The sequence below is a fragment of the Kitasatospora sp. NPDC001119 genome, assembly GCF_053598475.1.
In genome coordinates, this window is record NZ_JBSFKI010000032.1 from 86,870 (window position 1) to 112,656 (window position 25,787).

Annotated in this window: 25 protein-coding genes; 12 read left to right on the top strand and 13 right to left on the bottom strand. The window is 74.0% G+C overall.

Annotation, left to right across the window (positions count from 1 at the left end; genetic code table 11):
- The first annotated feature begins 258 nt into the window (after positions 1–258).
- A complete protein-coding gene (qcrB, locus tag ACWDD9_RS32530; protein WP_449813570.1) occupies positions 259–1,968 on the top strand; it encodes a cytochrome bc1 complex cytochrome b subunit in 1,710 nt (569 codons plus the stop codon).
- Here qcrB and ctaF read toward each other — a convergent pair.
- The 3 genes from ctaF to ACWDD9_RS32545 all read right to left on the bottom strand — a co-directional run bounded on the left by ctaF (position 1,934) and on the right by ACWDD9_RS32545 (position 4,896).
- Positions 1,934–2,329 (bottom strand): aa3-type cytochrome oxidase subunit IV, encoded by a 396-nt coding sequence (gene ctaF / locus ACWDD9_RS32535; protein WP_049660513.1) that lies wholly within the window; start codon positions 2,327–2,329, stop codon positions 1,934–1,936. The two genes, qcrB and ctaF, sit on opposite strands and share 35 nt — an antisense overlap.
- Positions 2,326–4,041 (bottom strand): aa3-type cytochrome oxidase subunit I, encoded by a 1,716-nt coding sequence (gene ctaD, locus ACWDD9_RS32540; RefSeq protein ID WP_449813571.1) that lies wholly within the window; start codon positions 4,039–4,041, stop codon positions 2,326–2,328. The genes ctaF and ctaD overlap by 4 nt, the downstream gene beginning before the upstream one ends.
- 213 nt (positions 4,042–4,254) lie before the next feature.
- The gene (locus tag ACWDD9_RS32545) at positions 4,255–4,896 is read right to left on the bottom strand and encodes an L-threonylcarbamoyladenylate synthase (RefSeq protein WP_387824617.1); all 642 of its coding nucleotides are present in this window, start codon (positions 4,894–4,896) and stop codon (positions 4,255–4,257) included.
- Positions 4,897–5,125: 229 nt separating this feature from the next.
- Here ACWDD9_RS32545 and ACWDD9_RS32550 point away from each other — a divergent pair, with 229 nt between their 5' ends.
- Positions 5,126–5,467, top strand: a complete 342-nt coding sequence (locus tag ACWDD9_RS32550) for a hypothetical protein (RefSeq protein ID WP_380777117.1) — start codon at positions 5,126–5,128, stop codon at positions 5,465–5,467.
- A 75-nt stretch (positions 5,468–5,542) separates the two neighbouring features.
- Here ACWDD9_RS32550 and ACWDD9_RS32555 read toward each other — a convergent pair whose 3' ends face one another.
- From ACWDD9_RS32555 to ACWDD9_RS32565, 3 genes are all read right to left on the bottom strand, one after another.
- The gene (locus ACWDD9_RS32555) at positions 5,543–5,698 is read right to left on the bottom strand and encodes a DUF6131 family protein (protein ID WP_143204583.1); all 156 of its coding nucleotides are present in this window, start codon (positions 5,696–5,698) and stop codon (positions 5,543–5,545) included.
- A 167-nt stretch (positions 5,699–5,865) separates the two neighbouring features.
- Positions 5,866–7,389 carry a threonine/serine exporter family protein gene (locus ACWDD9_RS32560; RefSeq protein WP_074003516.1) on the bottom strand — a complete coding sequence of 508 codons (1,524 nt, stop codon included), beginning with the start codon at positions 7,387–7,389 and terminating at the stop codon, positions 5,866–5,868.
- A gap of 249 nt (positions 7,390–7,638) precedes the next feature.
- The gene (locus ACWDD9_RS32565; protein ID WP_449813572.1) at positions 7,639–8,301 is read right to left on the bottom strand and encodes a TetR/AcrR family transcriptional regulator; all 663 of its coding nucleotides are present in this window, start codon (positions 8,299–8,301) and stop codon (positions 7,639–7,641) included.
- 177 nt (positions 8,302–8,478) lie between these two features.
- On the opposite strand from ACWDD9_RS32565, the gene ACWDD9_RS32570 reads away from it, so the two are divergent.
- Together ACWDD9_RS32570 and ACWDD9_RS32575 are read left to right on the top strand one after the other, a co-directional pair.
- Entirely contained in the window at positions 8,479–9,117 is a 639-nt protein-coding gene (locus ACWDD9_RS32570) for an SRPBCC family protein (RefSeq protein WP_449813573.1), read from the top strand.
- A gap of 131 nt (positions 9,118–9,248) precedes the next feature.
- The gene (locus ACWDD9_RS32575) at positions 9,249–9,422 is read left to right on the top strand and encodes a CsbD family protein (protein ID WP_082346046.1); all 174 of its coding nucleotides are present in this window, start codon (positions 9,249–9,251) and stop codon (positions 9,420–9,422) included.
- A gap of 108 nt (positions 9,423–9,530) precedes the next feature.
- On the opposite strand, the gene ACWDD9_RS32580 is transcribed toward ACWDD9_RS32575, so the two are convergent.
- Positions 9,531–10,934, bottom strand: coding sequence for an FAD-dependent monooxygenase (locus ACWDD9_RS32580; RefSeq protein ID WP_449813586.1), 1,404 nt, complete (start codon positions 10,932–10,934; stop codon positions 9,531–9,533).
- An 85-nt stretch (positions 10,935–11,019) separates the two neighbouring features.
- Here ACWDD9_RS32580 and ACWDD9_RS32585 point away from each other — a divergent pair, with 85 nt between their 5' ends.
- The gene (locus ACWDD9_RS32585) at positions 11,020–11,730 is read left to right on the top strand and encodes a TetR/AcrR family transcriptional regulator C-terminal domain-containing protein (RefSeq protein ID WP_449813574.1); all 711 of its coding nucleotides are present in this window, start codon (positions 11,020–11,022) and stop codon (positions 11,728–11,730) included.
- 131 nt (positions 11,731–11,861) lie between these two features.
- On the opposite strand, the gene ACWDD9_RS32590 is transcribed toward ACWDD9_RS32585, so the two are convergent.
- The gene (locus ACWDD9_RS32590; RefSeq protein WP_449813575.1) at positions 11,862–13,853 is read right to left on the bottom strand and encodes a LamG-like jellyroll fold domain-containing protein; all 1,992 of its coding nucleotides are present in this window, start codon (positions 13,851–13,853) and stop codon (positions 11,862–11,864) included.
- A gap of 261 nt (positions 13,854–14,114) precedes the next feature.
- Here ACWDD9_RS32590 and ACWDD9_RS32595 point away from each other — a divergent pair, with 261 nt between their 5' ends.
- Positions 14,115–14,624: a hypothetical protein gene (locus ACWDD9_RS32595; RefSeq protein ID WP_449813576.1), complete on the top strand. Its 510-nt coding sequence runs from the start codon at positions 14,115–14,117 to the stop codon at positions 14,622–14,624.
- A gap of 137 nt (positions 14,625–14,761) precedes the next feature.
- Positions 14,762–14,986: a hypothetical protein gene (locus tag ACWDD9_RS32600; protein WP_049656887.1), complete on the top strand. Its 225-nt coding sequence runs from the start codon at positions 14,762–14,764 to the stop codon at positions 14,984–14,986.
- Between the two features lie 146 nt (positions 14,987–15,132).
- On the opposite strand, the gene ACWDD9_RS32605 is transcribed toward ACWDD9_RS32600, so the two are convergent.
- Positions 15,133–15,369, bottom strand: coding sequence for a DUF6296 family protein (locus tag ACWDD9_RS32605; protein ID WP_074003523.1), 237 nt, complete (start codon positions 15,367–15,369; stop codon positions 15,133–15,135).
- Positions 15,370–15,627: 258 nt separating this feature from the next.
- Here ACWDD9_RS32605 and ACWDD9_RS32610 point away from each other — a divergent pair, with 258 nt between their 5' ends.
- Positions 15,628–16,893, top strand: a complete 1,266-nt coding sequence (locus ACWDD9_RS32610) for an AI-2E family transporter (protein WP_449813578.1) — start codon at positions 15,628–15,630, stop codon at positions 16,891–16,893.
- A gap of 281 nt (positions 16,894–17,174) precedes the next feature.
- Positions 17,175–17,924, top strand: coding sequence for a sigma 54 modulation/S30EA ribosomal C-terminal domain-containing protein (locus ACWDD9_RS32615; RefSeq protein ID WP_049656312.1), 750 nt, complete (start codon positions 17,175–17,177; stop codon positions 17,922–17,924).
- A gap of 107 nt (positions 17,925–18,031) precedes the next feature.
- On the opposite strand, the gene lpdA is transcribed toward ACWDD9_RS32615, so the two are convergent.
- Both lpdA and ACWDD9_RS32625 read right to left on the bottom strand, forming a co-directional pair.
- Complete coding sequence (lpdA, locus tag ACWDD9_RS32620; protein ID WP_074003526.1) at positions 18,032–19,438, bottom strand: dihydrolipoyl dehydrogenase; 1,407 nt, start codon at positions 19,436–19,438, stop codon at positions 18,032–18,034.
- A 266-nt stretch (positions 19,439–19,704) separates the two neighbouring features.
- Complete coding sequence (locus ACWDD9_RS32625) at positions 19,705–21,351, bottom strand: M28 family peptidase (protein WP_449813579.1); 1,647 nt, start codon at positions 21,349–21,351, stop codon at positions 19,705–19,707.
- 153 nt (positions 21,352–21,504) lie between these two features.
- On the opposite strand from ACWDD9_RS32625, the gene ACWDD9_RS32630 reads away from it, so the two are divergent.
- The 3 genes from ACWDD9_RS32630 (at position 21,505) to ACWDD9_RS32640 (ending at position 23,545) form a co-directional block, all read left to right on the top strand.
- Entirely contained in the window at positions 21,505–21,681 is a 177-nt protein-coding gene (locus ACWDD9_RS32630) for an antitoxin (RefSeq protein ID WP_049656309.1), read from the top strand.
- A gap of 252 nt (positions 21,682–21,933) precedes the next feature.
- Complete coding sequence (locus ACWDD9_RS32635) at positions 21,934–22,308, top strand: TetR-like C-terminal domain-containing protein (RefSeq protein ID WP_449813587.1); 375 nt, start codon at positions 21,934–21,936, stop codon at positions 22,306–22,308.
- A gap of 331 nt (positions 22,309–22,639) precedes the next feature.
- A complete protein-coding gene (locus tag ACWDD9_RS32640) occupies positions 22,640–23,545 on the top strand; it encodes a hypothetical protein (protein ID WP_449813580.1) in 906 nt (301 codons plus the stop codon).
- 260 nt (positions 23,546–23,805) lie between these two features.
- On the opposite strand, the gene ACWDD9_RS32645 is transcribed toward ACWDD9_RS32640, so the two are convergent.
- The gene (locus ACWDD9_RS32645; RefSeq protein ID WP_049656313.1) at positions 23,806–24,333 is read right to left on the bottom strand and encodes a DinB family protein; all 528 of its coding nucleotides are present in this window, start codon (positions 24,331–24,333) and stop codon (positions 23,806–23,808) included.
- A complete protein-coding gene (locus ACWDD9_RS32650; RefSeq protein ID WP_449813581.1) occupies positions 24,284–25,690 on the bottom strand; it encodes an MATE family efflux transporter in 1,407 nt (468 codons plus the stop codon). The genes ACWDD9_RS32645 and ACWDD9_RS32650 overlap by 50 nt, the downstream gene beginning before the upstream one ends.
- Positions 25,691–25,787: the final 97 nt, after the last annotated feature.

Below are 25,787 nucleotides of genomic sequence, written 5' to 3' on the forward strand. Positions count from 1 at the left end.
CCCTTGCCATGCCGTCACGGAAGTTGCGGCCCGCGGTTGTCGGGGGTCGTCATTGCGGCGGGCGTCCGCGTGAGCTATCCCGCTGGGCGGTCCACGAGGTCCCTCCGGTCGGTGACGTTCCCCGGTCGCACCGTGCCGGCCGTGCTGCTGTCCCGGGCGGCTCACCGCAACGGCCGCCCGTTCCGCCGTTGGAGTGCTCTGCCGCCGCCGACCGCGCTCGGCCGCCCCGCGTGCCGCACGGCCCACTAGGTTCCTGCCGTGGACGAAACCAGGGCTTCGGACGGGCACCAGCCGTCCGCCGGCGAGCGCGTCACGGCCCGCCTGGACGGGCGGCTGCCGGTCACGGAGGCGGGCCGGGAGCTGCTGCGCAAGGTCTTCCCGGACCACTGGTCGTTCCTGCTCGGCGAACTCGCGCTGTACAGCTTCGTGGTGCTGCTGCTGACCGGCGTCTACCTGACCTTCTTCTTCCGGCCGAGCATGAACGAGGTCGTCTACCAGGGCGCCTACCTGCCGCTCGACGGCGTCCGGGTGTCCGAGGCGTACGCGTCGACCCTGCGGATCAGCTTCGAGATGCGGGGCGGACTGATGATCCGTCAGATCCACCACTGGTCGGCCCTGTTGTTCGCCTCGGCGATCGGCGTGCACCTGCTGCGGGTGTTCTTCACCGGGGCGTTCCGCCGCCCGCGCGAGCTCAACTGGGTGATCGGGGTGACGCTGTTCAACCTGGCGCTGCTGGAGGGGTTCTCCGGCTACTCGCTGCCCGACGACACCCTCTCCGGCACCGGCCTGCGGATCGCCGAGGGCGTGCTGCTCTCGGTGCCGCTGGTCGGCACGTACCTCACCCTGTTCGCCTTCGGCGGCGAGTTCCCCGGGCACGACGTCATCCCCCGGCTGTTCACCGTGCACGTCCTGCTGGTCCCCGGTCTGCTGCTGGCCCTGGTCGGGGCGCACCTGACGCTGGTGGTGGTACTGAAGCACACCCACTGGGCCGCCCCCGGCCGTACCAACCGCAACGTGGTGGGGATGCCGTTCTTCCCCCAGTTCCTGACCCGCACGACGGGCCTGCTGTTCGCGGTGGGCGGCGTGATGGCGCTCTCGGCGTTCCTCGCCGAGGTCAACCCGGTCTGGCGGTACGGCTCCTACCGCCCCGACGTGGTCGGCACGGGCGCGCAGCCGGACTGGTACATCGGCTTCATCGAAGGGGCGCTGCGGCTGATGCCGGCCGCGGAGACCAGGGTGCTCGGGCACACCCTGTCCTGGAACGTGCTGCTGCCCGCCCTGGTGGTGCCCGGCCTGCTGTTCGCGGCGCTGTACGCCTACCCCTTCGTCGAACGGTGGCTCGACCCCGGCACCAGCGAGCACCACCTGTGCGACCGCCCGCGCAACAGGCCCACCCGCACCGCGCTGGGCACCGCCGGGATCACCGTCTACGCGGTGCTGCTGGTCGCCGGCGGCAACGACGTGATCGCGTACACCTTCGGGCTCGACGTCAACGCGCTCACCGTGGTGCTGCGGACGGCGCTGGTCGTGCTGCCGCCGGTGGTCTTCCTGCTCACCCGGCGCCTCTGCCTGGCCCTCCAGGCCCGGGACCGCGACCGGCTGCTGGACGGCGACGAGACCGGCCGGATCGACCAGGCCCACGACGGCGGCTTCTCCGGCCACCGCCGCCCGCTGCCCGAGGCCGAGCGGTACGTGCTGCTGGCGCGCGCCGAGGCCGAGCCGGTCACCGCCCCGCAGGGGGCGCCGCGGCACGAGCGGGTACGCGCCGCCGCGAGCTCCTGGTTCCACCGCGACCGGGTCGAACTGCCCGCCACCGCACGGGAGTCGGAGCGGATGTCGGCCGTCCTCACCGCCCCGGCCCACCCCGCTCCCCCGGCCGTCCCGGCGCCCGAGGCGGGCCCGGGCGGCCCGCTCCGGCAGCTGCTGCGCCGGCTCAGCCCGCGCCGTGGTCGCGGTACTGGAAGATGAAGCCGGCGACGGCGAGCGCGAGCACCAGGGCGCCGACGACGATCAGCCAGCGGGCGAACACCAGCCCCAGGGCGAAGACCGTCACGCCGACCGCCGCGAGGACCGGGTAGCCGCTGCGGGCCGGGAAGAACCCCACCGGCCCGGCGGCCTCCGCGATCTCGGCCTCCTCGCGGTCCTGCGCCCGGCCGCCGCCCGACCGCCGGTACTGGACGAACCAGAACAGCGCGACCAGACCGGACATCAGGAACGCCACCGTCAGGATCGCCTTGCCGGCCGGCTCCCGGGCCCAGAGGCCGTAGACCAGCCCGGTCACCGCGAAGAACGCGGTCATCACCGCGAACAGCCACCCCTCCGCCTTCACCGCCCGCTCCCCCGTCCGCCGGTACGGCCGTACGGCACACCGGAGTCGCCGGTCGGCGACTCCGCCGCGGACACCTCCGGGTGGTGCAGGTCGAAGGCCGGCGACTCCGAGCGGATCCGGGGCAGCGCGTGGAAGTTGTGCGGCGGCGGCGGGCTGGAGGTGGCCCACTCCAGCGACCGGCCCCAGCCCCACGGGTCGTCCTCGGCGACCTTCTCGCCGTACCTGGTGGTCCGCCAGACGTTGTAGAAGAACGGCAGGTTGGAGACCCCGAGCAGGAACGAGCCGATCGAGGCGCACACGTTCAGGGCCGTGAAGTCGTCCACCGCCAGGTAGCTCGCGTAGCGGCGCGGCATCCCCTGGGCGCCCAGCCAGTGCATCACCAGGAAGGTGGTCTGGAACCCGGTGAACAGGATCCAGAAGTGCGCCTTCCCCAGCTTCTCGTCGAGCATCTTCCCGGTGAGCTTCGGCCACCAGAAGTAGAAGCCCGCGAAGGTGGCGAAGACGACCGTCCCGAACAGCACGTAGTGCAGGTGGGCCACCACGAAGTAGCTGTCGGTGACGTGGAAGTCGATCGGCGGCGCCGCCAGCAGCACCCCGCTCAACCCGCCGAACAGGAAGGTCACCAGGAAGCCGACCGACCAGAGCATCGGGGTCTCGAAGGAGAGCGAGCCGTTCCACATCGTCCCGACCCAGTTGAAGAACTTCACCCCGGTGGGCACCGCGATGAGGAAGGACATCATCGCGAAGAACGGCAGCAGCACCTGGCCGGTGGCGAACATGTGGTGCGCCCACACCGACATGGACAGCGCGGTGATGGCGATGGTCGCGCCGACCATCCCGTGGTAGCCGAACAGCGGTTTGCGGCTGAACACCGGGATGATCTCGCTGATGACGCCGAAGAACGGCAGCGCGACGATGTACACCTCCGGGTGGCCGAAGAACCAGAACAGGTGCTGCCACAGCAGCGCCCCGCCGTTCGCCGCGTCGAAGGCGTGCGCGCCGAACTTGCGGTCCGCCTCCAGGCAGAGCAGCGCGGCGGTCAGCACCGGGAAGGCCAGCAGCACCATGACCGAGGTGAACAGCACGTTCCAGGTGAAGACCGGCATCCGGAACAGCGTCATGCCCGGCGCCCGCAGGCAGGTGATGGTGGTGATGAAGTTGACCGCGCCCAGGATGGTGCCGAGGCCGGCCACCACCAGGCCGAACGCCCACAGGTCCCCGCCCGCCCCCGGCGAGAACAGCGGGCCGTTCAGCGGCGCGTAGGCGAACCAGCCGAAGGAGGGCGCGCCCCCGGTGGTGAGGAAGCCGCTCAGCACCGTCAGCCCGCCCAGCAGGAACGCCCAGTAGGTGAAGGCGTTCAGCCGGGGGAAGGCGACGTCCGGCGAGCCGATCTGCAGGGGCATGATCGCGTTGGCGAACCCGGCGAAGGTCGGGGTGGCGAACAGCAGCAGCATGATCGTGCCGTGCATGGTGAACAGCTGGTTGTACCGCTCGTTCGACAGCAGCCCGGTGTCCGGCCCCAACAGCTGGGCCCGCATCAGCAGCGCGAGCACGCCCCCGACCAGGAAGAAGCCGAAGGCCGTCGCCAGGTAGAGGTTCCCGATGACCTTGTGGTCCGTGGTGAACAGCCAGCGCAGCAGCGTGCTGCCCTGCCGGACCCTCACCCGGGTGCGGTCCCGCGCGGGGGGCGGCGCGGTGGACGAAGCGTTCATGGAACCTCCGCAGCGGAGCCGGTGACGCCCCCGGTCGCGGCGCCGACCCCCTCCCCGGCCCGGCGGAGGGCCCGCCCTCGCACGCCATCGCCGACCCTAGCGGCGGCGGCCCGGGCCGCCGGGGCGCCACGCGGTACGGCCCGTCGACCGGGCGCGGCGCTCCCGCGGACCGGGGCTTCGCTTACGCGGGCCGGGGCTCCGGGGTGTCCGGGCTCAGCGCTCCCGCAGGTCGGGGACCACCTCGCGCAGGCGCTCGGCGCCGATCGCGCCCGCCCGCAGCAGGACCGGCACCTCGCCGGTGATGTCCACGATCGAGGAGGGCACGGCGGCCGCGGTCGGGCCCCCGTCGAGGTAGACGGCCACCGAGTCGCCGAGCATGCCCTGGGCGGCGTCGCAGTCCTGCGGCGAGTCGTGCCCGGTCAGGTTCGCGCTGGAGACGGCCAACGGCCCGGTGGCGTTGAGCAGTTCGATGGCGACCGGGTGCGCGGGCATCCGCACCGCGACCGTCCCGTTGGTCTCGCCGAGGTCCAGCTCGACCGAGTCCAGGTGGCGGGCGACCACGGTCAGCCCGCCCGGCCAGAACTCCTTGACCAGGTCCCGCGCGCGCTCCGTCACCTCGACCAGCCCGTCCAGCGCCTCCGGGGAGCCGACCAGCACCGGCGAGGGCATGTTCCGTCCCCGGCCCTTGGCGCGCAGCAGGCGGTCGACGGCCTGCGGTGCGAAGGCGTCCGCGCCCACGCCGTACACGGTGTCCGTGGGCAGGACGACGAGTTCACCGCGGCGCACCGCGGCCACGGCCTCGCGCAGCCCGGCCGCGCGCTCCGACGGGTCCGAGCAGTCAAAACGACGAGTCATCAGGGGTCTCCACCGGCGGGCCGCCGGCCCGCCCCGTTCCTCCGGCCCGGCCACCTCTCCGGCCGGACACGACCTGGTCAGCCTACCCGTCCCGCTCCCGCCGCCCGGCCACGCCCCGGGGTCGCGGTGTGCGGGGCTCCTCGGCCGCCCGGGTGGCTCGGGACAGTGCTGCCGTACCAGGCCGCCTTCCCCGGGGGCGGGCGGTGGCGGGCGGACGTAGGTTGCGCACATGACCAGTGACGAGACGGTCCCGGCCGTGGGAGTGCGTCCGCTGGACGAGGTGTTCGCCGCGATCGACAAGGTCAACCGGCGGCCCCGGCCCTGGACCGGCTTCGAGCACGGCGTGCTCGGCGCCTACCGGTGGGCGGCCGGCGCCCAGGTCGCGGCCCCGGTCACCGCCGCCGCCACGGCCGGCTCCATCGGCCCGTGCCTCGCCCAGCTGCTGGCCGAGTGCCAGGCCGCCGCCGTCCGCCTCCGCCTCGTCCGCACCCAGGGGGCGGACCACACCTACGTCCTCGGCGTCCACCGGGCACTGGCCTGGCTCTGCGGGCTGCACGAGGACCGTCCCTGAGTGACCGTCCCCGAGCCCGGCGGGCCCGGGGCGTCGAACGGGTGGCGCACGGCGGTGAACAGGGCGCAGGCCCGGTCAGTAGTAGTGGCGGCGGCCGCCGACGGCGTGCCCGAGCGTTCCGGCGAGCCACAGGACCAGACCGACGACGGCCAGCACGATGCCGATGGTCCACAGGATCGAGATTCCGGTGACGAAGCCGATGATGAGCAGGATGACGCCGAGGAGTATCACGAGGGTCTCCCGGGTTGGTGGGTGGCTGTCGGCGGGGGCGGCCCGGTCGGCCCGAACCGGCCGCAGCGGTCGTCCCCGGGGATCGGGGCCTGTCCTGCCCGGCCCGTCTCCACACCCCCCGCGTCTACCGCGCCGCGGCCCGGGCAAACCGCCCCGCCGCTCCCCCGTCAGCGCCGGTGGCGGCCGCCCTGTCGGCGGGGCGGCGCGGCCACCCGGGGCGCGGGCAGGAAGAGCCGGGCCAGCTCGCGGCCCAGGTTGACGCCGATGGCGAGGGCCATCGCCATCGCGGCGGCCCGCCCGATGCCGCTCAGCCCGATCTCGGGTTCGCCCCGGACGAAGGCCAGCATCCCGAAGTACAGCACTGAGCCGGGCAGCAGCGGCCCCAGGGCGGCGGTGATGTGCGGCAGCGCCGAGCTGCCCCGGCAGCGCGCCATGAGCTGGCCGGACAGGCCGACCAGCCCGGCCGCGAGACCGGTGGCCAGGATCGGCTCGCCGCCGGCGTTCACCAGCACCCCGTACGTGGTCCAGCCGGCCGCGCTGTTCAGCAGGACCGCCGGCAGCGTGGCCGGCTCGGTGTTCAGCAGCACCGCGAACGCCAGGGTGAGCAGCACCGCGGCGGCGAGTTGCAGCGGGGGGTTGACCGCCCCGGGCGGGACGTCCTGGGCGGCGAGGTCGGCGCCGTTGTTGACGCCGACGTAGAGCACCGTCATCACCCCGACCACCACGCCGGTCATCAGGTAGAGCGCTTCGAGCAGCCGGGCGGCGGCGGTGAGGTAGAAGCCCGCCAGGCCGTCCTGGGCCGCCGCCACCATGGGCCACCCCGGCAGCACCGCGAACAGCCCGCCGGTGATCACCACCGATCCGCGCAGGTGCAGACCGTTGAACGAGAGCAGGATGCCGATCACGGCGGCGGGCACCGCCGCCACCACGAACTGGTAGAACGCCGGGAGGTCGTGGCGCGCCACCAGGGCCGAGAAGCGCTCGCCCACCAGCGCGGCGACGACGGCGCTGGCGAACACCAGCCAGGCCCGGGCGTCGGCCCGGCCGCCGATCAGCAGTGTGGCGGCCCCGGCCATCCCGCCGCAGGAGAGCACGAACAGCCGGCCGGAGTACCGGCGGCGGCGCCGGCGGGCCGCCACCAGGCGGCCGTGCGCCTCGGGGACGGCCATCCCGCCCACGGCGATCTCGGTGACCAGCCGGAACACCAGGGCCAGCCGCGCGTAGTCGACGGCCGGGCGGCGCACCGAGCACTCGGCGGTCAGCGAGGGCTCCGACGGGCCGGGCTGGTAGGAGATCGCCACCCGGGTGAAGGTCACCTGCGGGTCGCAGGGCTGGACCCGGTAGGCGTGGGCGACGGCGAGCATCGCGGCCTCGACGTCCTCCGCCGCCTCGCCGCTGGCCAGCAGCAGCTCGCCGACCAGCAGCGCGAGGTCCAGCACCCGGGCCGGCTCGACGCCCGTCGGCGGGTCCGCACCGGCCCCCTCCGGCGCGGGCCGGCGGTCGGCCGTGGGGGTGCGCAGCAGCGGCAGCATCAGGTCGGGCCAGGGGACCGCGGTGCCGTCACCGTCCGGTCCGGGCCGGGCGCCCGCCCCGCGCTTCCCGGACGCGGGGGCCTGGGGCGGCACCCGTTCGGGCCGGGTGGGGTGTCCTTCCGGGCCGGCGGGCGCACCGAGCTGCTCGTGTTCCGTCATCGCGACTCCCTGACCCCACCCCCTCCGCCAACACCGTGCAGCCCTTCAACTACCCGGAGTGACGCTGCGGCGAACGCGCCACACCCGGCACACCCGTACGAACCGGAGCACGACCGGCCGTACACGCCCCAGTGCCCCGCGCGTGCCGACCTCGGGGCGGGGGCCGGCCGGGCGCCGGGGCCCCGGTGGCACCGACGGGGCGTGGCCGCGCGACGACGGCGGACAGGCGGCGACCGGGAGGCGGCCGGGTCAGAACCGCGGCGTCAGCAGGCTCGCCAGCTCGGCCTCGAAGAGCAGCCCGGGCCGGAAGCCCATGCCGGTGAAGTGTCCGGCGAGCTCCAGTGACAGCACGCCGTGCAGGCGGGTCCAGAAGGCCAGGAAGCGGTGGAGCACCTCGGGCGGGGCCGGCTGCTCGCCCGCCCAGTCCCGGTGGCCCAGCAGGTGGGTGGTGAACGGCGCCGCCGGGGTGTCCGCTCCGGCCGGGGCGAGCGCCGCGCAGGCGTCGACCAGGGTCCGCATGACCTCGTCGGCGATGGCGGTGGTGTCCTCGGGCGCGCGGTAGCCGGGCACGGGGGTGCCGTAGACCAGGAAGTACCGCTGGGGGTCGGCCAGCGCCCAGTCGCGCAGGGCGTGGGCGAGCCCGGCCAGGTCGGCGCCCTGGGCGGCGGCCGCGCCGAGGGTGTCGGCGAGGCTGCGGTACGCGTCCCGGACGAGTTCGGTGATCAGCTCGTCGCGGCCGGCGAAGTAGCGGTAGAGCGCGGGGCCGCTCATGCCCATCCGCTTGGCGATCGCGTTGACGGAGAGCGCCGAGGCACCGGCCGTGGCGATCTGCTCCCAGGCGTGCGCCTTGACCTCTTCGCGCACCTGGGCCCGGTAGCGCTCGCGCGGGGTGTCCGCGCCCGTCCTCGCCATGGCCCTCGCCCGCTCCCCGTATCGCCCGACTACATGTTCACGCTTCCGTTAGAAGGTATCACGGAACCTGTTGACGCCCCGGCCCTCGCGGAGTTACAACTTCTAACGAAGGCGTGAGCATCTAGCTCGCAAGGCGTCCGAGCCGTCCCGACGGCCGACCAGTGAATGGGGATTTCCATGTCCGCCACGCGCAGCTCCACCCGCGGCACCGGCATCCGCACCGCCCTGCTGACCCTCCCGCTCGCCCTCGGGCTGCTCGGCGCCGCCGCCGCGCCGGCCGGGGCCGCCACCGCCCACCGCCCCGACTCCTCGCTCACCTGCGGCGGGGCGGGCGTCGACCCCGACGCCCGCGTCCGCTACCGGACGGAGACCGTGATCCACGCACCGCTGCGGACGGTCTGGCGGCTCCAGACCGACGTGGCGCGCTGGCCCGACTGGCAGGCGCCGGTGCGGAGCGCCGAGCGCCTCGACGGCGGCCCGCTGCGGCCGGGGTCGGCGTTCCACTGGACCACCCCGCTGCCCCCGAACCCCGCCTCGGCCGACCCCGTCCTGGAGATCACCTCCACCGTCCGGCAGCTGCGGCCTGGCGCCTGCATCCGCTGGACCGGCCCGGCGGTCGCGACCGGGCTGCGGATCGACGGCGTCCACGTGTGGAACTTCACCGAGGTCCCCGGCGGCGTCCTGGTGCGCACCGAGGAGACCCACGCCGGCCCCCAGGTCGACGCGAACGTCCCCGCCGCCACCGACATCCTCCGCCAGGGCCTCGAAGGCTGGCTGCACGACCTGAAGACCGCCGCCGAGGCCCGCACCCGGTAGGACCGGCCGGACCGACTCGCCGGACCTGTCCCGACGGACCGACTCGCGGGCCTTGCGCATGGAAGCCCGCGCCCCGGGCAGACGCCGCCCGGGGCGGACCTTCGCCCCGTCGACGAGAGGAGGCACCCGCCGTGGGTACCGAGGAGAAGCTGCGCAACATGGCGGAGAAGGCCGGCGGCAAGGCCAAGGAAGCGGCCGGGAAGGCCACCGGCGACCGTTCGACCGAGCTCAAGGGCAAGGCCGAGCAGGCGAAGAGCGACCTGAAACAGGCCGTGGAGAAGGTCAAGGACGCGGGCAAGCACTGATCCGGCACCCGGCCGGTCGTCCCCGGACGGCCGCCGGGTGTCCGCGCTTCCACCGCGCCCGGCGCACCGGCGTCGCCGGCCGGCCCGGGCACGGACCCCCGGAGCCCCTCAGGGGGCGAGCAGCCCCTGCCGCTCCGCGTAGGCCGCGAGGCCGTCGGCGGTAGCGCCGGCCCACCCGAGGTAGCCGTCCGGCCGGACCAGGAACACCCCGGTGCCGTACGCCTCGTAGGCCGGGATGCGGACCACCGGGGCGGCGACGGAGGGCAGCGGGGCGTCCGTGCCGACGGTGAGCAGCGTCCAGTGCGGGCCGCGGAAGGCGTCGAACAGCCGGGTGCCGCCCCGGCGGCCGTCCGGGGCGCGGTCGCCGGCCCGCAGCGCGTCCGCCGGAAGGTCCTGGCGGGTCTCCACCGAGAGCGCGGACTCCCGGTAGCCGAGGTCGAGTTGCTGGGTCGCCCGGCCGCGGCGCTGCTCGCCGCGGTGGACCCTGGTGGACAGTTCCAGCATCGCGGCCGCGTTGCCGCGGCGCTCCTCCTGGTAGCTGTCGAGCAGCCCCTCCCCCGCTCGCCCGGTCAGCACCGCGGCCAGCTTCCAGCCCAGGTTGTAGGCGTCCTGGACGCTGGTGTTCAGGCCCTGCCCGCCGGCCGGCGAGTGGACGTGCGCGGCGTCGCCCGCCAGGAAGACCCGGCCCGCGCGGAAGCGGTCGGCGAGCGCGGCGCGCGGGCGGAACTCGGAGATCCAGCGGAGTTCGGTGACCTGCTCGGCGGCCAGGTGGGAGCGGGCCGCGACCACTGTGCGCAGCCCGTCGAGGGTGAGGTCGACGGCCGTCCCCTCCGGGAACTGGGCGACCAGCTGGAAGTCCTCGGTGCCGCCGAGCGGGCAGATCGCCAGCATCCCCTCCTCGGAGCCGAACACGTGCCAGTGCTCGCGGTCCAGCCCGTCGATCCGGACGTCCGCGACCAGCATCGGGTCCGGGTCGACGGTCTCGCCGGTCATCCCGATGCCGAGCAGTCGCCGTACCATCGAGCGGCCGCCGTCCGCCGCGACGACGTACCGCGCCCGGACCGGGCCGCCGGTAGCGAACTCGGCGGTCACACCCTCCTCGTCCTGCGCGAGGCCGACCAGCTCCCGGCCGAACGCGACCTCGCCGCCCAGCTCGCGCAGCCGCCCGTACAGCACCTGCTGGGTGCGCCACTGGGGCAGCATCAGCGTCTCGGTGTACGGCTCGGCCTCGGAGGGCTCGGTCGGGTCGTACATCCGGCGCTCGCCCTGCGGTTCGCCGTCCCGCCAGAACAGGTTGGGCGGGTAGTCCCCGGCGACCGCGCGGACCCGGTCGAGCACGCCGAAGTCGTCGAGCACCTCCAGCGTGCGCGGCTGGAGGCCCTTGCCGCGCGAGCCGGGGAAGAGTTCGGCGCCGCGCTCGACCACCAGCGCGGCGACGCCGTGCCGGGCGAGGTCGAGCGCCAGGGCCAGTCCGGTGGGCCCGGCGCCGATGACCAGGACGTCCGTGTGCATGCCGTGAGAAGCCACGACAACCTCCTTAACGTTGTTAAGTAGCCGTTGCCGACAGCGTGCACTTAACGGCGTTAAACTGTCAACCGTGACCCCCCAGAGAACCCCCAAGCTCGACCGCGGCCAGGTCGTCGACACCGCGCTGGACCTGCTGAACGAGGCCGGCCTGGACGGCCTGACGCTGCGCGCCATCGCCGCCCGGCTCGACGTCAAGGCGCCCGCGCTGTACTGGCACTTCAAGGACAAGCAGGCGCTGCTGGACGAGATGGCGACCGAGATGATGCGCCGCATGACGGCCCGGGCGGCGGCGGACGCGGGCGCCGAGGCCACGGGGGCCGACGGGGCCAAGGGGGCCGACGGAGCCGGTCGCGCCCCGGCCCCGGGCGACTGGCGGGAGACCTACCTGCGGACCATGCGCACCCTGCGCGCCGAGCTGCTGCGCTACCGCGACGGCGCGAAGGTCTACAGCGGCTCCCGGTTCACCGACACCGGCTACGCGGCCGAACTGGACACCTGGCTGCGCCTGCTGGTCGAGTCCGGGTTCACCCCGGTGGCCGCCGCCCGCGCCTGGCAGACCGCCTACAGCTACACCATCGGCTACGTCATCGAGGAGCAGGCGATGGGCCCCAACCCCTTCGACGGCGAGGAGGGCTACGACCTGGACGCCCGCGCCGAGCGCCTGGCCGCCCACCCGCTGGCCGCCGAATCGGGCCGGGTGATGTTCCAGGACTTCGACGAGGGCTTCGAGCAGGGCCTGGCGGCGGTGCTCGCCGGGGTCGAGGCCACCCTGCTCGGCTGACGGCTCCGGCACGGTCGTCCGCCGTCAGCCGTTCGCCGTTTCACCGGTTCGCCGTTCGCCGTCCCGGAAACGACCGCACCGCCGGGCCCCTACCAGGGCCCGGCGGTGTCCGTACCGCGCGGGAGCGCGGGTCAGGCGGTCATGAACTCGCCCACCCGCAGCGCCCGCTTCACGATCCGGACGTCCCCGATGTACCCGTGGAAGACCTTGTCCAGCACCCCCGCGTACGCGTAGCCGCCCAGCATCCACGGCCGTCCCAACGTGGTCAGCCCGACCGCGGGCGTCGCCGGGTTGCGCGCCACCTCGCAGCCGTCGACATACATCCGGCTGAGCCTCCCGTCGTTGACCACCGCGACGTGCCACCAGTGGTCCAGCGGCAGCTGGTGGCCCCAACAGGTGGACGCCCCGGTCTGGTTGAGCGGGTAGACGCACCACTGGAGGGCCGGCGCCTCGGAGACGCTGAGCGTCACGACCGGCTCGTCGGCGTCCGTCCCGGGCCCGCTCCTGCCCGCCTCGGCGCTCGTCCCCCAGCGGCTGAGCAGGGCGGACCAGCGGCTCTGCGCGGAGTCCCAGTCGGCGGGCAGCTTGAAGAAGGCCTCGACGGTGAACCCGCGCTCGAAGGTCTCCCGGTTCACCGGCGCGGTGGGCACCGTCTGCAGGTAGCCGCCGCGGACCGGCGAGCGGGTGCCCCTGAACAGCAGGCTGCCGTGGCCCGGCTGGTCCGGGTGGTGCTCGGCGGACCAGCTGAGCGCGCCGTCGGGCGTGCCCGGGGCGCTCTGCCAGAGCAGGTCGTTGCCCTGCCCGCTCAGGTCCTTGACGACCTGCTGCGGGGCGACGGCCGCACCGTCCGCACCGCCGTTGTCGAACCGCCAGTAGGCCACCGTGTCGCGGACCAGCAGCTCGCCCGCCCGGCGCGCCGGGCGCTGCGGGACGGGCGCGAAGCCGGCGAAGCGGCGCTCGAAGTCGATCGCGAGCGAGAAGCGGTCCACGTCCGAGGTCAGCTCGACGTGCTGGGCCGCCAGCGCGTTGCGCTCCTCGGCCGCGATCTGCTGGATCCACGGCGAGAAGGTCGACACGTCGACGGTGCCGCGGTCGAGGTCGAATCGGTACGCCCGGATCATCGCCGCGCCGCCGTAGTAGCGGTCCTGGTAGTTGGTGATGTGGACGTGCACGTCGTGGCCGGCCCTGTTCCGCAGCACGGTGCGCCCGGGCGGCCAGTAGTGCCCGTTGACGGTCAGGAAGATCTGGTCGTTGCCGTCGATCAGCCGCTCCCAGAGCCGCTTCCCGTTGTCGGACAGCTCGGCGCGGCCGCCGTCGTCGGCGTGCGCCAGGTCGTGGGTGGTCAGGATCACCGGAAGCTTGGGGTTCGCCGCGATCACCCCGTTCGCCCAGGCGAAGCCCGCGTCGGAGAGCCGCCAGTCCAGCGAGAGCACCATCCAGTCGCGGCCCGCCGCCCGGAACACGTGGCAGGTGTTGTAGCCGTCCGGGCTGGAGCCGCGGTAGCCGGAGGTGCGGGCGGCCCTGGCCTTGCTGAAGGTCTCCAGGTACGGGGTGGTGCCGCGCTGGTCGTCGGTCGAGGAGCGGACGTCGTGGTTGCCCGCGAGCACGCCGTAGGCGGCGCCCGCGTCGTCCAGCAGGCCGAACACCTTGGTGACGGCGGCGTACTCGACGGCCAGGCCGTTCTCGGTGACGTCGCCGAGGTGGGCCAGGAAGACGATGTTGTCGTCCGTCCCGTCCTCCCGGTTGACCCCGCCGTCCAGCACGTAGCGGACCGAGGCCTCCAGCGGCGCCGGGTGGATCCGGTCCTGGTCGAACAGGTACTGGGTGTCCGGCATGACCACGACGGTGAACTGCCGGGCGTCCGGATCGGGCTGCCACCGCCCCTTCCCCTTGCCCTTCTTGGGCGCCTTCACGGCCGCACCCGCAGCGCCCGCCGCCTCGGGCCCGGCCGCCTGCGCCGGCACCGCGCCGAGCAGACCGAGCCCGGCGGTGCCGACCCCCGCGCCCAGCAGACCGGCCCCGCGCAGGAACCGGCGCCGACTGTCCGCGGCCGGCCCCTCCCCGTCGAGGTCGGCCGTCCGCGGGCAGCCGCACTCGTGCTCGGTCGCCTGGTTGTCGTGCATGTTCGCTCCCGGAAGTGGTGTGGGCCCTGACGGTAGGGACCGGGACTGGTCGGAGATCATCGGGCGGGCCATGCCCCGGTGAACAGCGGCCGAATCCGCCGGGCTTCGGGGCTCGGGCGGCGGGCGACGGGCGACGGGCGACGGGCGGCGGTGGGCATCGGCGAGCCGGTGCGGGCGGGTGCTCCGCGGGCGTGTGCCGGCGCCGGAACCGGGTAGGCGCGCCGACGGAACACAACCGGCCGAATCCGTTCGGGGGCCGTCATGGCCGTACGACCCAGCCCAGACCTGCCGCACGCGGGCGGGGCCCGCCGCCGGAGCGGCGAGCGCCACGACTTCCCGCACACCCCGCAGGGCCCCGGCCGGACGATGCCCCAGCTCCGGCCGCAGGAGACGGTGCGCCGGGGCACCAAGCCGGTGACCGCCCGTTCGGACCTGGAGCTGCGGCGGGTGCTCTCCCGGGTCTTCCTCGTCCTGTTCCTCGGCGGGGCGGTGGCGTTCGCCGTGCTGGCCGGGCTGGCCGGCCCGGGCCCCGCACCCAACCAGGGGACCTACGCCTTCTTCGCCGCCCTGTGCGCCGGGTTCGCCGGCATCACCGCGCTCGACCTGCTGGTGATCCGGCGCCGCCTGGCCGCCGGCCAGGGCCGCGACCGGGCCGACCGGGCCGGCACCCCGACGACCACGGACCCGGGGACCTCTGCTCCGGGGACCACGGCCTCGGGAATCAGGCCTCCCGGGCCTCCAGGACACCCGGGCCCCGACCGGCGGGACTGAGCGTGCGGCCCCCGACCGTCGCCCGCCCAACCGTCGCCGGCGCCTCAACCATCCCACCGGGTCTGGCCCGGTGGCCGTTCGGCAGACCGCGGGTTTGCATGGAGTCACCGAGCCCCCAGCGATCCGGAGGTAGCGCCGTGTACGAGATGTGGGCCGAGCACGACCCGGCGGTCTCCCCACCCGCCGTGGTGTGGCACGTGGTGGCCAAGGACGACGCGAGCTCCTCGCTGTGCGGGCGGTTCCTGGAGCCCTCCCAGCGCGTCGTCCCGGTGGGCGACGGCGCCGGTGCGGCCGGACCGGACCGGTACTGCGACCCCTGCCTGGTCACCGTGCGCGAGGCCTTGGCCGCCAGCGCTCGGTGACCTTGTCGTTGCGACCTCCGCCCTCCGTCGCCTTCCTCTTCCTCTCGACACGCGTCGTGGCCGTGTGCGCTCGGCCACCTGCCCACGACCACGCGCTCACGGCCCACGTGTTCACGACGACGTGCTCACGGTTCACGACGAGGTGCTCACGGCAGCGGCACCGCCATCAGGCACGGGTGCCGACTGCCGATCGCGGGAGCCGCCAGAACGGTGGCCACTCCGCCGGTGATCTCCACCCGAAGGTCGCCGTCCGAGCTCTCCCAGACCAGGCCCCCGCCGGGCCCCACGGCCTGCGTCTCGTACACGACGACGACGGACGGTGGAGCGTGCCCGCCGATCGGGCCGGGGAGCGTCACCGCGTAGCGGCGGGTGAGGCTTTTCATCTCGGCCTCCTTCTCCCCCCTCCCTGCGCCATGGATTCTCCCCTCATCCGGCCGCTTGTACACGGAGGACCATTGCCCTTCCCGGGGTGACCGGCGCCGTTCCCGTGTCTGCCCGGGCCCGGTGCGCCCGCACAGCGACGCGGCCGGCATGCCGCTGTCCGGGTGACGGGACCCGGCGGCGCCGCAGGGCGAACCGTCACGGTATGGGTCATCGTGACGTGAGAGGACGACACCCGGCCGAGCCCGAGGAGACCGCCCGTGGGAGTGAACGGCGCCGGACCGGACCGGCGGCCCGTGCCGCTGGGCAGCCGCCGCCCCCGGGTGTCGGCGCGCCGGATCCGGGCGGGGGCTCCGGGCCCGGGCCCCGACCCGTATCCGTCCGGGGAGCACGTCCCCTCCGGACTGCGGACGACGGCCGGGTACACCTGGCGGCTGGTGCTGCTCGGGCTCGCCGCCTACCTGGTCGTCGACGTCCTCGCCCGGCTCGAACTGCCGGTCGTCGCGCTGTTCGTGGCGCTGGTGATCACCTCCGTGCTGCGCCCGCCGGTCGACCTGCTGGCCCGGGTGACGCCGCGCTCGCTCGCCGTCCTGGTCGTCCTCCTCTGCGCCCTCGCGGTCGTCGGCGGGGTGCTGGCGCTGGTCGGCACCACCGTCGCCGACGAGTGGGGCCGGCTGGGCAACGAGCTGCGCGGCGGCCTCTCCCGGATCGACCACTGGCTCACCGGCGCCCCCTTCCACCTGCGGCCCGGCACCGTCACCGACCTGCGGGCCAAGATCGGCGCCTTCATCTCGGCCCACCGCTCCACCCTGCTCAGCACCGCGCTGAGCGGCGCCGGCCGGATCGTCGAGCTGGTCACCGGGCTGGCCCTCGCGGTGTTCTGCTCGGTGTTCTTCCTGCACTCCGGCGACCGGATGTGGGCCTGGGCGCAGCGGCAGCTGCCGGTCCGGAGCCGTTCGGCCTGGGACCGCGCCGGCCGCGCCGCCTGGCTCACCTTCGCGGGCTACACCCGGGGCGTGCTGATCGTGGCGGCCTCCAACGCGGTGCTGGTGGGCATCGCGCTGGCGATCCTGCGGGTGCCGCTGGTCCTGCCGCTGATGGTGCTGGAGTTCGCGGCGACCCTCATCCCACTGATCGGTTCCCCGATCGCCCTGGCGGTCGCCGCCGTGGTCGCGCTCGCCGCCCGGGGGCCGGTGATCGCGCTGCTGGTGCTCGCGCTGATCGTGGTCATCGGCCAGATCGAGGGGCATCTGCTGCATCCGCTGGTGCTCAGCTGGTCCGTCCGCATCCACCCGGTGGTGATCGCTGTGTCGGTGGCCGGCGGCGCGGTGCTGGCGGGGGTCCTGGGCGCGGTGGTGGCGGTGCCGGTGGTGTCGGTCGGCTGGGCGGTGCTCGGCGAGCTGCGCACCCGCGGCACGCCCGACCTCCCGGGGGCGCAGGCCGCTGCGGCGGGCGACCGGACCGGCCGCGGAGCGGACCGGGGTCGGCGCCCGGAACCGGGCGGGGGCGGCCGGCCTGGCGAGTGAGGGCGCGGCGCCTGTTCGTCACAGGCCCGGCTCGTCGTCGGGCCCCCGGTCCGCCGTCAGCAGCCGCCACCGCAGCGCGCCGCGCTCCCCCGTGCCGGCGCCTACCAGCCCGGGCACGGTGCCTCTCCCATCCCGTTCACCGGCGACACGGGTCGCCCTCCCCACCGCCCGGCTGGTCCGCCCGGCCCCCCGCAGTGGGGCCGTTGGGCCCTGGCCGCGCGGCCGGGGGCCCGGGATCCTGGTCGCCGGTATGCGCCGGCTGGGAGTGGAAGGGCCTGGGGATGGGCGAGTTGGTCACGGTGAGGGCGTTCGAGGGGCTGACCGGCGAGGTCCTGGCCGAGACGCGGGCCCGGGTGGCCGCCGCGGCGGCGACTCCGGGGGTCGGGACGCTGGTGGAGGCCCTGCGGGTCCGGCTCGCGGCCGTGGCCGGGGGCGTGCTGGCGCAGGTGAACGCCGAGGTGGACGGTCGGCGGATCCGCGTCCAGGAGGCCGCGGCCGGGCTGGGCGACTCGATCGACCGGGTGAGCGACGCGCTGCGCGGCAGGATCAGGGCCGTCACCGGGGCCTGGTCACCGCGCCCCTGGCCGGGCCACCGTGCGCCGGACTCCGGTGGGCGGGCCTCCGGCGGGCCGGGCGGCGGGGCCGTCCGCGAGCTCCGGGTGGTCCGCCGCAAGGAGCCCTCGCTGGTGTGGTGCTCGCCGGCGGCCGCCGCCCGGACCATGGACGCGATGGACTACGACATCCACCTGTTCACCGATCCGGCGACCGAGACCGACGCCGTGGTCTACCGGGTCGGCCCGACCGGCTACCGCCTCGCCCGTACCGTCCCCGCCGGTCCGCCCGGCCGCCGGACCTCGCCGATCACCCTCAGCCCGCACGGCGCGCCCCGGCTGACGGAGGCGCAGGCCGTCGACCGGCTGGCGGGCGCGGAGCTGCCGTTCCTGTTCTTCGCCCACCCGGTCAGCGGCCGGGGCCGGGTGCTCTACCGCCGCTTCGACGGCCGGCTCGGCCTGATCGCCGGGCACGCCTGACGGCCACGGGGCCCTTTCCAGCACCCCGGACCCTTGGGCGGAACCGCGCCGCGCCCCCGCCGAGCGGTCGCTCGACGGGGGCGCGGCGTGCGCTCGGGGAGGGCGCGTCACATGTTGATCATGTGACCGGCGAGGCCGTGGATGGCCTCCTTGACCGCCTCGCCCAGGGTCGGGTGGGCGTGCACGTTGCGGGCGACCTCGTGGACGGTCAGGTCCCACTGCTGGGCCAGCGTCAGCTCCGGCAGCAGCTCCGTGACCTCGGGGCCGATCAGGTGGGCGCCGAGCAGCTCGCCGTGGGTGCTGTCGCTGATGACCTTGACGAAGCCGATCGGGTGGCCGAGCCCGTGCGCCTTGCCGTTGGCGGTGAACGGGAACTTGGCGACCTTGACGTCGTAGCCCAGGTCGCGGGCCTGCGCCTCGGTGTAGCCGAAGGAGGCGATCTGCGGCTGGCAGTAGGTGGCGCGCGGGATCATGGCGAAGTCGACCTCCATGGTCTCCGCCCCGCCGATGGTCTCGGCGGCGATCACGGCCATCGTCTCGGCGGCGTGCGCGAGCATCAGCTTGGCGGTCACGTCGCCGATCGCGAAGATGTGCTCGACGCTGGTGCGGCCGCGGCCGTCCACCGCGATGGCGTTGCGGTCGGTGAGCTTGACCCCGGTGTTCTCCAGGCCGTAGCCGTTGACCCGCGGCGCGAAGCCGATCGCCTGGAGCACCTTGTCGGCCTCCAGCACCTGCTGCTGCCCGTCCTTGGTGACGGTGACCCGCACCTTGGCGTTCGGGTCGCTGTCGTCGATCGACTCGACCCGGGTGGAGGTCAGCACCTCGATGCCCAGCTTGCGGTACTGCTTGGCCAGTTCGGTGGAGACCTCGACGTCCTCCAGCGGCACCACGCGGTCCAGGAACTCGACGATGGTGACCTTCACGCCGTAGTTGTGCAGCACGTAGGCGAACTCGACGCCGATCGCGCCGGCGCCCGCGATGATGATGCTCTCCGGCAGCTGCTCGGTGAGGATCTGCTCCTCGTAGGTGACCACGCGGTCGCTCAGGCTGGTGCCGGGCAGCAGGCGGGTGGTGGCACCGGCGGCGATGACGCAGTGGTCGAAGGTGACGACGTCGAAGCCGCCGCCGCTGAGCGCCACCTGGAGGGTGTGGTCGTCGACGAAGGTGCCCCAGCCGTCGTACTCGGTGATGCCGTTCTTCTTCATCAGGTAGTGGACGCCCTTGACCCGGCCGTCGGCCACCGACCGGCTGCGCCGGAAGGCCTCGCCGAAGTCGAAGGTCACCTGGCCCTCGACCTTGATGCCGAAGGTCTTGGCCTCCTTGGTGAAGATGTGGGCGAGCTCGGCATTGCGCAGCAGGGCCTTGGAGGGGATGCAGCCGACGTTGAGGCAGACGCCGCCCCAGTACTTGGCCTCGATGACCGCGACCTTCAGCCCCAGCTGGGCCGAACGGACGGCGGCGGTGTAGCCGCCCGGGCCCGCGCCGAGGACGACGACGTCGTAGTGCGTGCTCATGTTGCTGACTCCTCCGAGGGTGTCACGGTGTCGTGATCTCGGTCCCATGGTGTCAGGACCGTGCTCGGCGCACCCACCGGGTCTCGGCGGATGCGCCCCGCGCGGCACCGTACCGGCCCGCGGCCGGATTTGTCAGCGGTCTCCGCTACGGTGACGGCACCCGTGGCCACCAGGGGCGATGACGGAGGGAGGTCCCGGATGGAGCAGTCGCGTACGGCGGTCGGGTGGGCCCGCCGGCCAGGGGTGGCGGTGGGCCCACCCGGGCGTCAGGCCGCCACGCCGTGGGAGCGGTCGCCGTTGGTGCCGCCGATACCCGTCGCGCCGGCGCCGGGCGCCGCCTTCGCGGCCGGGCGCTGGGCCGGGACGGGCCGGTGCAGCGAGGAGAGGTCCCAGGCGTAGGTGCCGACGGCGTTCGCGATCACGTCGATGTTGACGTCGAAGGCGCCCATGTCGATGTTGCCCAGGTTGTCGCAGGCCTTGTGGTAGCACGGGTCGTACGCGACGCCGGCCGTGCCGCCGTAACGGGCCGCCTGCTCCGGGGACTTGACCTTCTCGGCACCGGTGTCGGTGCCGCCGGCCGGGATGCCCGCGTCGATGAACGGACCGTAGTCGGAGCGGCCGTCGAAGGCGGTCGGGTCGTGCGGCAGGCCCCGGCCCTCCAGGTAGCCGTTGATGTCCCGCTCCAGCTGGGCCGAGCCCTCGGGGCCCGCGTCCCCGCCGGCGCTACCGGAGCCGTTGTAGACGAACTGCGCGTAGTTGGGGGAAGCGATCATGTCGAAGTTGAGGTAGAGGCTGATCTTCTTCTTCTCCGCGTCGGAGAGGGAGTTCACGTACTTCTCGGCGCCCTTGAGGCCGAACTCCTCGGCCGACCACCAGGCGAACCTGACCTTGTTCTTCACCGGGTGGACGCTGAGGTTCTTCGCGACCTCCAGGATTCCGGCCGTGCCGGAGCCGTTGTCGTTGATGCCCGGCCCCTCGGGGACGGAGTCGAGGTGCGCGCCGACCATCACGGTGTGGTTCGGGTCGCCGCCGCGGGTCTCGGCGATGACGTTCCAGGTCTTGCGCTGCTCCATGAAGGTGCGGATGTCCAGGGTCACCCGGACGGGCCCGGCGGCGGCCTGGGCGGCCAGCGCCTCGCCCGCGGCCTCGGTGATCCCGCCGGTCGGGATCCTCCCCGCCGTCGGCTCGCTGAGCGTCCCGTTGAGGCTGCCCTCGGTGTTGTTGTAGATGATCGCCCCGGCCGCCCCCGCGCCGGCCGCGGCGGCCTGCTTCTCGGCGAAGCTGCACCCGCCGCGCCGGATCAGGGCGATCTTGCCGGTGAAGGCCCCCGCCGGGTAGTCGGCGGGCGTGCAGCCGGTGGTGGCGCCGACCGGAGCGACCGCCAGGTCCGCGGTCAGGCCCGCCTCCGGACCGCTCACCGAGTACGTCATGGCGATCACCGGCACCGACTCGGCCTTCGGGGAGACCACGTCGAGGTGCTCGGAGCGGGCCTCGAAGTAGGTGTAGACGAACTCCTGCTTGGACACGTTGAGTCCGGCCCGCCGCGCCTGCTCGTAGACGTACTGCGCGGACTGGTCGTGCCCCTTCGAACCGGCCGGCCGAATACCGCCGTTGCGGTCCGCGATCAGCTGGAGCGCGGCCAGCGTGGCCCGGGCGTCCCGGGCGCTGCTCGCCTCGACCAGCCGGGAGGCCAGCTTGGCGCCCTTGCGCGCCGGGTCCGGGTCGGCCGAGGCGCTGCCGGCGCCGGCCAGCAGCAGCGGGGCGACCAGGGCGGCGACGGTCAGGGCGGCGCCCGCACTCCGCCGGGTGGCGGCGGTTCGCGGGCGTCCTGGGGAGGTGGCGTACGGGGTGGAACGGGCGGGCGAGGAGGTGGAACGGTCGAGCGGCGAGGTGGAGCGACGGGTGCGCAGCATCAGGGCGACTCCTTCCGACGGGCCGTGAGGGTCATGATTGGACATGATCGGAATCCCGTTGCCAAGCCTTTACGCACACCTTGCGGGATGCGGACCGCAGCGCACGCGGCGATATTGGAGGGGTGGGGGCGTCTCATCCAGGAGTGTGACCAGATGTCCATGATGGATAAGCTCAAGAGCCTGCTGAAGGGCCACGAGGACCAGGCCGACAAGGCCGTCGACAAGGCGGGCGACGCCGTCGACCAGCGCACCGAGGGCAAGTACAGCGGGCAGGTCGACGCCGCCCAGGAGCAGCTCAAGAACCAGTTCCGCGACCAGCCGCCCCAGTAGCGGCGGCTCCGCGGGGCGCCGGCCCGGCTGACCCCGGCCGGGCCGGGGTCGGTCGCAGTTGCCTGCCCCCGTCGCCCTGCCCGTCGTCCTGCGCGTCCACACCGTCCGTGCCGTCCGTGCCGCAGTTCTCGCAGGGGCCCGGGCCGGTCCGCTCGCGCAACCGTCCGCACTCGGGGCACACCCGGTCCAGCCAGCAGGCCGGCTCGCCGCCTTCGTCCACGTGATCGGTCACGCGATCGATTCTGCCCGGGCATCGGCGCGGCCGCGAGTAGACACTGTCCACACGCAACTGGCCGCCTCGACGCGCTCGCCCGCGCCTACCTCGGCTTCGCGGCCGCCAACCCCGGCATGTTCGAGCTGATGTTCCGTCACGACCTGCTGGAGGGCAGCGGCATCGAACTTCGCCGCACCACCCTGCCGCTGTTCCTCACCTTCGTCGGCCTGGTCACCGAGGTGCACCCGGAGTCCGACGATCCGGCCGCCGCCACCGCCGCCCTCTGGTCCAATCTGCACGGCCTCGCCCAACTGCGCACCTGGGGCAGCCTGCGCCTCATCACCGGCGACGACTCCGTCGAGCCACTGCTGCGCGCCACGCTGGACGCCCACCTCGGCCCCTCCCCTCGATGAACCCGCCACGGCACCACCGGGGGCTCGTCCTGGCCGCGAGCATCACCGGCGCCGTCCCGTCCGACCCGTTCAAACGCGCTCGGGGAACGGCACTTTCATGATCACTTGGGTGCGCAAGGCGCGGCAGCACAGCCGGGTCGGCCGCAGACCGGTGACACAGCCACACTCAGCGCCCTTGTTGCGGATGGCCGCCCCGGATACTGGGCCGCAGGGCCCTGCCCTCCTGGTACCGTCCCGGGAGCGGGGAGGCCTGCAGCTCGACTCGAATCCGCCGCTCCCGCCAACGCACTGCGCGACACGGAGGCCTCGCGCAGCACAAGAAGGAGTTCCGGTGGCTCGCCAGGATGACGTCGGCAGGTTCCTGTACTGGTCCGACCGACAGGTGCGCGGTCTGGCCGGCGACAACGGGATCTCGCTCGGGAAGTGGACGCTGACCTCGGTTGGCATGCCGTCATCGGTCGGTGGTGCCCCTGTACCGCAGGTGTCGGCGGCTCCGCCGGCCAAGGAGCCGGACCGCCGGGAGATGGCGATCCGCATCCGCAAGGCCTTGGGCCCGCAGACAGCGGTGACCTTCGACTCGCCGCCGCCCGCCCAGTTCGCCGAAGGCGTCGGCCGAGTCGAGTTCGCGCGCTTCATCGGCGGGCCTGCCCGGGACCAGGGTCTACTGCTTCACACCCGGACCCACAGTTCCAGCGGGCAGCGAGTCGACCTGGTCCTGTTCGGCAGCCTCGACAACACGCCCCACTTCAGAGCGTCCGACGCGCCGGAGAGCGGGTGGTCCTCGTCGGCGTGGTTCGCGGTGTCGAACCTGCTGGAGGCCCGACGCGCTGATCCGGAGTCCTTCTGGGGCGACTCGCAGGCTCTGGCCGTCGAAGCGCTGAAGATCGCCCTGTACCAGGGCAGTTCACGCCCCGATGAAGAGCACGCAGGCCGCCCCTGGACTCGTGGGTTCACCCTCGGCTCCGCAGACCGCTGCGAGTGGTTCGCCGTGATCTACGAGGACATCGTCCTCGACCCCGGGCGCTGGACCTTCCACGATGAGGGGCTGGTCGGCACGGAGCGCATCCTGATCGGCGCCCCGGTCTGGGTCCGCACGGCGAGTCCGGAGTCGCTCATCCGATACGCCGAGCTTCGGCAAGCAGACAACGCTCCGAGACAACGACGCCTCCGGGTCTGGCCGTTCGGGCGCCGCCGCACCACACCCGCCGAACTCGGCCCGCCCGCGTCGCCGGGATAGCGACGCGGACAGCGGCGCAATGAACCCCGCGACAAGGTCCTCGACCTTTCCCGGGGACTCACCTCCGCCCGTCCGCTGCGTTTCACTCCGGGAGGACGTCAGGCCGCGGGGACGCTGCTCGCCGCGCGGCTGCCCGGACGGGCGGCCGGACCGACGGCCGGTGGGGCTGCCGACCGGGCCGCCAGTCCGGCGTCGGGCGCGCGGCCGGAGGCCGCCGGCCGGCGGTGAACAGCGCCCGTGCCGTCAGACCCCGGTTTGGTTCACACCCCGGTGGCGCCGTCGACGGACTCCCTGAGCAGGTCGGCGTGGCCGTTGTGGCGGGCGTACTCCTCGATCAGGTGCACCAGGATCCAGCGCAGCGAGACGCTGTCCGCGCCGATCACCGCGGCGACCTGCGGGGAGAGCGGGCCGGCCGCCTCCAGCGGCTTGTCCGCGGTCAGCTCCCGGCCCCGGTCGACCTCCGTCTGCCAGTCCCGCAGCGCCTCGGCCATCCCGCGCGCCGGGTCCAGCCCGTAGCCGTCGGCGTTGTCCGCGCCGTACACCGGCGGGACGTCCTGCCCGGCGAACACCCGCTGGTACCAGGTGCGTTCGACCTCGGCGAGGTGCTGAACCAGGCCCAGCAGGGTCATCGTGGACGGTGGGACGGACGCCAGCCGCACCTGGTGGTCGTCGAGGCCGTCGGCCTTCCGGGCGAGCGTGGCCCGCTGGAAGTCCAACCAGTTCTCCAGCGTGGTGCGTTCATCGGTGTGCGGGGGCGGGATCGGCCGCCCGTCCGGGGTGTGTGCCATGGCCCCCACCCTGGCACACACCACCGACAGTCCCCCGCGGACTCCGCGACCGTGTCAGTGTGGCGAGCAGCGCGAGCTGCACGGCCGCGCCCACCGCAGGCCCGAGCCACACCCCCGACACCCCCAGCGGCCCGGACAGGGCCGCCGAGGCGGCGAGTTGGGTCCCGAGACCGAGCAGGACGGAGACCACCAGCGGGCGCCCGGCGCCCGCCGCCTGGTGCACTCCGCCGACCGCCACCACCAGCGCGTACGGCAGCAGGTAGAGGGCCGCCGAGCGCAGGAAGCCGACGGACTGCGCGGCCACCGCCCGGTCCTCGGTGAAGAGCGCGGTCAGCGGCACGGCGAGCGTGACGGCGAGCAGCGCCGCCACCCCACCGAGCAGCGCGGCGAGGCGTCCGGTGGCGCGGCGCAGGGTGTGCAGCGCGGCGACCTCTCCCGCGCCGGTCAGCCGTGCCGCCTCGATCGCGGCGGCCTGGCGCAGGGCGTAGAAGGCCATGGTGGCGACGAGCAGGACGCGGTAGCCGAGGCCGTAGCCGGCCACCGCCGCGACGCCGAAGCCCGCGACCAGGCCGAGTTGGGCGGTTCCGACGGCCATCCGGGCGGTGAAGTCCAGACCGAACGGTGCGCCCGCGCGCAGGATCCGTACCGCCGCCGCGCCCGCTCCCCCGGTGCCGCCGGGGTCCTGCGGCTGCGGTTCCTCGCGTCTCACCGGCTTCCGTAGTCGCCGCCCGCGCCGCACTCGCAGGGTGACGGCGAGGGCGATCGCCCGGGAGAGGACCAGGGCCAGGGCGGCGCCCGGCACGCCGAGGGCGGGCAGCGGCCCCGGGCCGAGGATCAGCAGGGGGTCGAGGAGGAGCAGCAGCGCGTTGGAGAGCAGGGCGATCCGCATCGGGGTGCGGGTGTCGCCCGCGCCCTTGAACAGCTCGTCGGCGACGCGCTGGCCGACGAAGAGCGCGAAGGCCGGGAACGCGACGGCGAGGTAACCGGCGGCCTGTTCGGCGGCTTCGCCGTCCAGGAAGGCGCCTGCCAGCCGGTCGCGCAGCAGGAAGCCGGGGACGGCGAGCGCCGCGCTGACGGCGGCACAGAGCCGCCAGGCCGCGCGGGTGGTCCGGGCGGCTTCGGCGTGGTCGCCGGCACCGAGGGCGTGGGAGAGCCTGACGCTGGTGCCGGAGGCGACCACCAGGACCAGGCCGAGCAGCAGGTTCTCGACGGTGCCGGCCAGGGTGACGGCGGCGACCGCGGCCCCGCCGAGACCGGCCACCCAGAGGGCCCCGATCACCGAGGCGATCACCCCGGACAGCAGCTCCGCGTAGACGGGTACCGCCAATGCCGTGAGTCGGCGCAACTGGCCGCGCATGCCCTTCCATACCTTTCTTCGTGGGATCGTTCTGGTCATTCGTAAGATCAGGGCACCCAGGGATGCCGGGTGTGGCTGTCATGTCATTGCCGCGTCC

Coding starts and splice junctions, on each gene's coding strand:
- ctaD (WP_449813571.1), bottom strand. CDS start 4,041: ATGAACGCTTCGTCCACCGCGCCGCCCCCCGCGCGGGACCGCACCCGG.
- ACWDD9_RS32545 (WP_387824617.1), bottom strand. CDS start 4,896: ATGACTCGTCGTTTTGACTGCTCGGACCCGTCGGAGCGCGCGGCCGGG.
- ACWDD9_RS32550 (WP_380777117.1), top strand. CDS start 5,126: ATGACCAGTGACGAGACGGTCCCGGCCGTGGGAGTGCGTCCGCTGGAC.
- ACWDD9_RS32560 (WP_074003516.1), bottom strand. CDS start 7,389: ATGACGGAACACGAGCAGCTCGGTGCGCCCGCCGGCCCGGAAGGACAC.
- ACWDD9_RS32565 (WP_449813572.1), bottom strand. CDS start 8,301: ATGGCGAGGACGGGCGCGGACACCCCGCGCGAGCGCTACCGGGCCCAG.
- ACWDD9_RS32570 (WP_449813573.1), top strand. CDS start 8,479: ATGTCCGCCACGCGCAGCTCCACCCGCGGCACCGGCATCCGCACCGCC.
- ACWDD9_RS32580 (WP_449813586.1), bottom strand. CDS start 10,934: ATGCACACGGACGTCCTGGTCATCGGCGCCGGGCCCACCGGACTGGCC.
- ACWDD9_RS32590 (WP_449813575.1), bottom strand. CDS start 13,853: ATGCACGACAACCAGGCGACCGAGCACGAGTGCGGCTGCCCGCGGACG.
- ACWDD9_RS32595 (WP_449813576.1), top strand. CDS start 14,115: ATGGCCGTACGACCCAGCCCAGACCTGCCGCACGCGGGCGGGGCCCGC.
- ACWDD9_RS32605 (WP_074003523.1), bottom strand. CDS start 15,369: ATGAAAAGCCTCACCCGCCGCTACGCGGTGACGCTCCCCGGCCCGATC.
- ACWDD9_RS32615 (WP_049656312.1), top strand. CDS start 17,175: ATGGGCGAGTTGGTCACGGTGAGGGCGTTCGAGGGGCTGACCGGCGAG.
- lpdA (WP_074003526.1), bottom strand. CDS start 19,438: ATGAGCACGCACTACGACGTCGTCGTCCTCGGCGCGGGCCCGGGCGGC.
- ACWDD9_RS32625 (WP_449813579.1), bottom strand. CDS start 21,351: ATGCTGCGCACCCGTCGCTCCACCTCGCCGCTCGACCGTTCCACCTCC.
- ACWDD9_RS32630 (WP_049656309.1), top strand. CDS start 21,505: ATGTCCATGATGGATAAGCTCAAGAGCCTGCTGAAGGGCCACGAGGAC.
- ACWDD9_RS32645 (WP_049656313.1), bottom strand. CDS start 24,333: ATGGCACACACCCCGGACGGGCGGCCGATCCCGCCCCCGCACACCGAT.
- ACWDD9_RS32650 (WP_449813581.1), bottom strand. CDS start 25,690: ATGCGCGGCCAGTTGCGCCGACTCACGGCATTGGCGGTACCCGTCTAC.